The following is a 1,258-nucleotide window of genomic DNA, read 5'->3' as shown; positions in this document are numbered from 1 at the left end:
GAGAAAGAATTTTTCTGTTGTGGTAGGAAGGTTCATGCTTCCTAGAAAAGTTCTTACTGTGCGACATAAATTTTATAGCAGGGAAATCTCTCGAGAAGTGACGAATAAACGCGCCAAACGGTTTTTCCGTACCGAGCGGCCTTTTCGGGTGTTCCTGAGTGGTACAAACCAATGGCTTTGATCGCGTTGTTCGGATATCGATCAAAGAGTTCGTTGAGGATTTCTGCCCCGACGCGAACATTGGTGAGGGGGTCGAGCAGATCGACGGGATCGCTCACGCGATGCGCATGCCACTTCACGTTGATCTGCATCATTCCGACGTCGACGGATTGAGATTTGGCCAAATAGCGTGTGAGCGTCTTTTTTGTCTCGAAGAAATCGGCGCCGTAAAAGGGCGTGCTACCGATTCGAAGCACCCACGGATAAGGGAGAACCGTCCCGAGAGAAGAATCGGGGTTGTAAGCCGATTCGCAAAGCGCGACGGCATATAGGAGACGGGGGTCAATGTTGGCCTCGAGCCCGACTTGCTCGAAGACGGTTCCCGTCAGATCCACCGATCGGGCGGCGGCTGCGGACGAATCGGACGGTACGATTGCGCAGATGAACAGCGCGACTGCAGCGGTCAGCCCTATGAGAGCTGACCGCCGAACAATTGATGATTTTTCTTCCTTAACACAACGCATGGATCGCATGTAGTGAGGTAGACGAAAAAAAAGTTCATAGGGTATACCCGATCAACTACCTCGAAAGAGAGACCCCTTGGGCGGTTTTTGAACCTTTCAGCTTTTTTATTGCATCGAAATGTGTTACAGAACTATGTAAGCATGCTTACATTCGGTACAAAAATTTACTTGCCAATAGGTCGCAAACGTATTACTGTAACGTTTAATGAATCAATATTCGCTCTTTTCGGGGAGTCGACGCTCTTCTTCCTCCCCTGGAGTCACGTAGAAACGATTTTTGGAGAACTTCATGAGCGAAGATCGTTACAGCCCTATCCAGGGATTCATCTGGCACAAAGAAGGATGCCCATATCCCGGCAGCGACGTGCATCAGCTCGGGTTATCGGACTTGATTTGCGACTGCAAGGACAGGTCGGCCGTTGCAGCGAAGGACGGCTTGATGGATTTCGTTCGCAAATTTGGCGCGAACGCTTTGATCGACGTTCGAATGGATGTCGTGAAGAATGAAAAGGGCGACTGCGTCTACAAATGCTCCGGCAGACCCGCTCTCTACGCGCTGTCTCTTATACACATCT

2 protein-coding genes are annotated in these 1,258 nt (G+C 50.2%); one reads left to right on the top strand and one right to left on the bottom strand.

The genetic code is table 11. From position 1 onward, the window contains the following. Positions 1–53: 53 nt before the first annotated feature. A complete protein-coding gene (locus H6A60_RS11370) occupies positions 54–554 on the bottom strand; it encodes a transglycosylase SLT domain-containing protein (RefSeq protein WP_205104699.1) in 501 nt (166 codons plus the stop codon). 418 nt (positions 555–972) lie between these two features. Here H6A60_RS11370 and H6A60_RS14480 point away from each other — a divergent pair. Next, the coding region (locus H6A60_RS14480; RefSeq protein WP_205104697.1) for a hypothetical protein at positions 973–1,258 on the top strand (286 nt) is incomplete at its 3' end.

This window comes from Sutterella massiliensis, assembly GCF_016899755.1.
GTDB lineage: Bacteria > Pseudomonadota > Gammaproteobacteria > Burkholderiales > Burkholderiaceae_F > Sutterella > Sutterella massiliensis.
This window is presented reverse-complemented; position numbering and strand designations above follow the sequence as displayed.